The organism is Caldibacillus sp. 210928-DFI.2.18 (genome assembly GCF_020554505.1).
Lineage (GTDB): Bacteria > Bacillota > Bacilli > Bacillales > Caldibacillaceae > Caldifermentibacillus > Caldifermentibacillus hisashii.
This window is the reverse complement of the sequence record NZ_JAJCHL010000153.1, coordinates 1-3,931: the sequence shown is the minus strand read 5'-3', so window position 1 is coordinate 3,931 and position 3,931 is coordinate 1. Positions and strand designations below refer to the sequence as shown.

General features: G+C 39.7%; 2 protein-coding genes. One reads left to right on the top strand and one right to left on the bottom strand.

Annotated elements, in window-relative coordinates; all coding sequences use genetic code 11:
* Window positions 1-532: 532 nt before the first annotated feature.
* A complete protein-coding gene (locus tag LIZ98_RS17070) occupies window positions 533-2,200 on the bottom strand; it encodes a bifunctional metallophosphatase/5'-nucleotidase (RefSeq protein WP_227140357.1) in 1,668 nt (555 codons plus the stop codon).
* A gap of 173 nt (window positions 2,201-2,373) precedes the next feature.
* On the opposite strand from LIZ98_RS17070, the gene LIZ98_RS17065 reads away from it, so the two are divergent.
* Window positions 2,374-3,288 carry a nuclease-related domain-containing protein gene (locus LIZ98_RS17065; RefSeq protein WP_041847376.1) on the top strand — a complete coding sequence of 305 codons (915 nt, stop codon included), beginning with the start codon at window positions 2,374-2,376 and terminating at the stop codon, window positions 3,286-3,288.
* The last annotated feature ends 643 nt before the right edge of the window (window positions 3,289-3,931 follow it).

The window sequence follows — 3,931 nt, the reverse complement described above, 5'->3', positions numbered from 1 at the left end:
TTGACTCCTCATTTTGTCCATGAGAACCCTTCTATTGGACAATTTTTGCTGATTGCCTCCTCATTTTGTCCACGAGAACCCTTCTATTGGACAATTTTTGCTGATAGACTCCCCATTTTGTCCACGAGAGCCGTTCTATTGGACAGTTCCTGCTGCTTGGTCGCCCGTTTTGTCCGCGAAACCTAACTTTTATGTGAGGACTTTTTATTTTCAATGTACATGAATGCAATGAGTTTAATTCTTACTCGATTGTTCAAATAATCGTTTGTTTGAATTTGGCTTAGGCACTTGTGGTTGCTGGTTTTGGAAAAAAAGGGGTCGCATATTTTGACAATTTTTGTAGGAGTTCAGGTGGCCCCACCCATAAATTAGTGAGAAGGTTGTATCATGTCGGAAATGGGTGGGCCAATCGTTTATTGCCCCATCGATAATCTTGGGGTGGACCACCTAAACATTTATGGTCCGCTTCCGCATAATCCTAGGGGGGTTATGGTCCGCTTCCATAAATTTAGTGTGGCCCACCTTCTCAATATTACTTTTGCCCGGCTACATCCACAATCCGCCCTTCAATTGCAGTAGGAATTTTTTTAAGTCCCACCAGATAATCGCGAAAATTTTGCCATTCAAGGATGCCTAGATCGGAAACCTTCCCCGCTGCATACGATTTTTCGAACATCTGATAGCCTTCTGCACCCTTTGCGAGGAAGGTATTTGTGACAATCGAGTAGGTCTGTTCATCTTTTACTTGGTCATAGCTACCGTTTGAATTTTTAACGAATACATCTACAATCCGCTCCCCGGCATTTTTTGTAGAATCAAATTCAATTTTCCCGCCGGCAATGTGCAAAAATCGACTGCTTTCCCTCGGGTATTTTTTTAAGCTAATTTCTAGCGCTTGTTTTAAATCCGCTCCGGTCACTTCCAGAATGGTCAATGTATTACTAAATGGAAGTACCTTGATGACCTCGCCGACCGTGACCGGACCGGACTGGATGCCAGCGCGGATTCCACCACCGTTTTGAATGGCCATAACGACATTTTTGTTGTACTCTTTAGCTGTTGCTAGCATCCCGTCTGTAATCAGGTTACCAAGAACGGTTTCACTGTTACGGACGCTGATTTTTGAACCGGTGCCATCACCAAGTCGTGGGTTTTCAAGGTCATTTTCAAGCGTGACCCCAATTTCTTTTTCAGCCACTTCTTTTATTATTTCAGTATATTTTTTTAATCGTTTAGCCGCTTCGGGATCCGGTTGGAAGTCGGAAACGGATAGTAATTTTCCATCCGCTTCTGTGACCACACCTTTTTTATCAAACTGTACATCAAGGGTGCCAATGTTCATGTTGTTGGCCCCGGTTTGTACAATGACAGTCGGATCTTTTTCAACACCATGGTCATCCCGTTCGACAATCACCGGTTTCGATAACTTGGTATGACTATGTCCGCCAACGATCACATCAATTCCGTTTACTTTTGCAGCAAGCATGAGGTCATTATCAATAGAAGCTTTGTCGTCATAACCAAGGTGGGAAAGGGCAATGATTTTGTTAACACCCATTTTTTCAAACGCCTTCACTGTTTTTTTGGCAACAGTAATATAATTTTTGAAGGTAATTGACCCCGGACTTGAAATATCCTTTGTTTCTTCAGTAGTAAGGCCGAAAATCCCTATTTTTTCTCCGTTGATTTCTTTGACGATGCCATTGTAAATTTGCCCGGCTTTCGGTTCGTTTGATATAAGGTCGCTGTAAATGCTGGTAAACTTTTTGTCAGCGGAAAAATTGACATTGGCACTGACGAACGGGAATTTTGCCGCTTTAATGAAGTCGACCAATGCTAGATGACCTTCTTTTGTAGAACCAAGATCTAATTCATGATTGCCGAATGTCATCGCGTCATACCCCATCAGGTTCATGAATTCTAAATCTGCTTGCCCCTTGAAGGCATTGAAGTAGAGGGTCCCTTGGAATACATCCCCGGCATCGAGCAGGAGGGCATCCGGATTTTTTTCTCTAAGCATTTTGACTCCAGTTACGCGGTTAGCAATTTTATCAAGATTAGCATGTGTGTCGTTGGTATGGATGATGGAGAGTTCATATGTGTCTGTGTCTGCGGCTAATGTAGGCAGAATACTGATTCCTAAAAAGATTGCCGTTATGATGATCATCACCGAAAACTTTCTTAATCGCATCTCTTTCATTTCGTTCCCCTCCATATTCGCTTTGTGTGAATATAGTTTTTCTGGTTTTGCGAAAAATAAACATTTTTTGGTACTGCACAAGCTTTTTTGGAATTTTTTGTATTTAATCTAGATAATTTAATAGAGTTGTTTTATAATAGCTTTGAAAAAATACCAAATAAAGGATGTGGAATATGTTTTACAAAGTACGAACCGAATCTAGAGAATTGAAAATCATGGAAGTCCTCAATGCCCGAGCAGATTTGTCTGAGAAGGATAAACGGAATTATTTTACCTTAAGAAAGGGATATGAGGGAGAAATTCAATTTGACAACATGTTAGAAAGACTTCAGTGTGACTGCCTCATTCTATCTGATTTATTACTCCGAGCAAGTAACTCTACATTCCAAATTGATTCCTTAATAATTGTTTCTAATACCGTTTATCTTTTTGATATAAAAAATTATGAAGATGATTACGTCTGGGATGCGGTGGACAATCGCATGCTTAAGAAACCTGATTTTGAAATAACAAATCCACTGACCCAATTAAAAAAGAATGAACAGCATTTCCGAAAATGGCTACAGGAACATAAGTTGGATTTCCCGGTGGTTGCATCTGTTGTTTTCGTTAACCCAAGATTCACCCTATATCAAGCATCTCCAGATTTACCTTTTATTTTCCCAACTCAAATCGAGCGAGATGTCATTGAACGCTTAAATTCCAATTCAGCAAAGTTGACACATAAGCACAAAAAGTTCGCAGATCAGTTGATTAATTCTCATATTAATGAGAATCCATACAGTCAAATCCCGGCTTATGAGTATGAGGAACTACGGAAAGGAATCATGTGTGCAAACTGCAGTTCCATCTCAGTTTTTCTTGATGGGAAATTCTGCTTTTGCCCGGATTGCGGACATAAAGAAACCGTTGAAGCTGCGGTCATACGTACTGCGGAGGAATTCAGATTACTCTTCCCTGAACGTAAATTAACAGCAAGAACTTTGATGGAGTATAGTAAAGTAATTAATAATCAGAAAAGAATGAGTCGAATTTTGGAAAAACACTTTACTATGGTCGGAAAAAATCGCTGGGTTCATTATATATAAGGAGAGGGGGAGTGAGTTTTGTTTGTTACGGGCGGGCGAATAAAAGAATATTAGGTTTATAATATCATTTTTGTGGGTAGATGGATGACTAAGGCGCTTTTTGTGTTCCTGTTCCTGTTTACTTTAAATGTGGATTAATGTCTGTGGGTCTTTTTGTGTTCCCTGTAAATTCGTTTTGACTATCGTTTTTTGGAAAAGGTTAGGTCAGGGTTTTATTACTGTTTTAACTTTAGGTTTGGGTTGTTGCTTGTCTACCATGAAAAAAATTTTTATCCCCTGTGGTGAATTTTGGCGTTACATGGAGGACTATGGACTTTTATTTTAGTAGAGTTACCTGCTATTTTTCCTGTAAACGTGTATTTTTACAAGATTTATATGTTAGACGGTGGTTTATAAATTCCTATGGGGCAGTTTTTCCTTTTCATTTTGTCGCATAGGTCTTTCTATGGGACAGTTTTTCCGGTTTTTGCTGCGGTTTTGTCCCATAGAATTAGGTTTGCTTGCTTCTATGAGACAATATTTCCTCTTTTTCAATGCATTTTGTCCCATTGCGGCTTTCTATGGGACACTTTTTTGTGGTTTTGTTGCGGTTTTGTCCCATAGACTTGGCTTTGCTTGCTTCTATGAGACACTTTTTCCTCTT

Coding starts and splice junctions, on each gene's coding strand:
- LIZ98_RS17070 (WP_227140357.1), bottom strand. CDS start 2,200: ATGAAAGAGATGCGATTAAGAAAGTTTTCGGTGATGATCATCATAACG.
- LIZ98_RS17065 (WP_041847376.1), top strand. CDS start 2,374: ATGTTTTACAAAGTACGAACCGAATCTAGAGAATTGAAAATCATGGAA.